Source organism: Pedobacter sp. MC2016-24, from assembly GCF_015223055.1.
Lineage (GTDB): Bacteria > Bacteroidota > Bacteroidia > Sphingobacteriales > Sphingobacteriaceae > Pedobacter.
The window spans coordinates 1-580 of the sequence record NZ_JADFBX010000049.1; the positions used below are offsets into that span (position 1 = coordinate 1).

Below are 580 nucleotides of genomic sequence, written 5' to 3' on the forward strand. Positions count from 1 at the left end.
GTCCGTATCACCGGCTCCAGCCACCAAAGTATAGGTAAAGGTTGCAGACGCATCCGGCGAAGTACTGCTCAAGGTTCCGGCATTGGCACCTGCAGCAGCATTTTCATACAAAGTTACCGCAGCTAAACTGATATCCGTAGGTGCACCTGGTTTTACTTTCAAAATACCAGCTACATAACTGATGCTGTAATTGGCCGCAACTGCACCGCTTACCGTAATTGTATAGTCGCCAGCAGCACTCGCTGTCGTTGCAGTTGTACTCACCGTAGGCTGCGTAGTTAGTGCCGCATTGGTTTCACTGTTCACAAATCCGCTGTAACTAACTGTAAGAGTTGGGTTTGCTGTTCCTGCGAATTTCTCTTTGTTGTCAGCCGTAATCGTTAGTGCCGCTTTATTTATGCTCAGATTGGCAGCAGTATAGTTCAGTACATAATTACTGCTCAGTGCCAGCGTATTCTGGTTGATCGCGTAATTACCCACATTCTCGCCAGGTGATCTGGTTAAACTTCCCGTGAAAGTATCGGTACCCACCAGTGCAGGAGCAAAGGCATAAGTCAGTGCAGGATCGGCATCGCCGTAA

General features: G+C 48.3%; 1 protein-coding gene. It reads right to left on the reverse strand.

Going from position 1 to position 580, the window contains the following annotated elements; translation table 11 throughout:
* Nucleotides 1-580 (reverse strand): MBG domain-containing protein (locus IM797_RS28205; protein WP_228099184.1); only part of this gene is annotated, 580 nt, incomplete at both ends.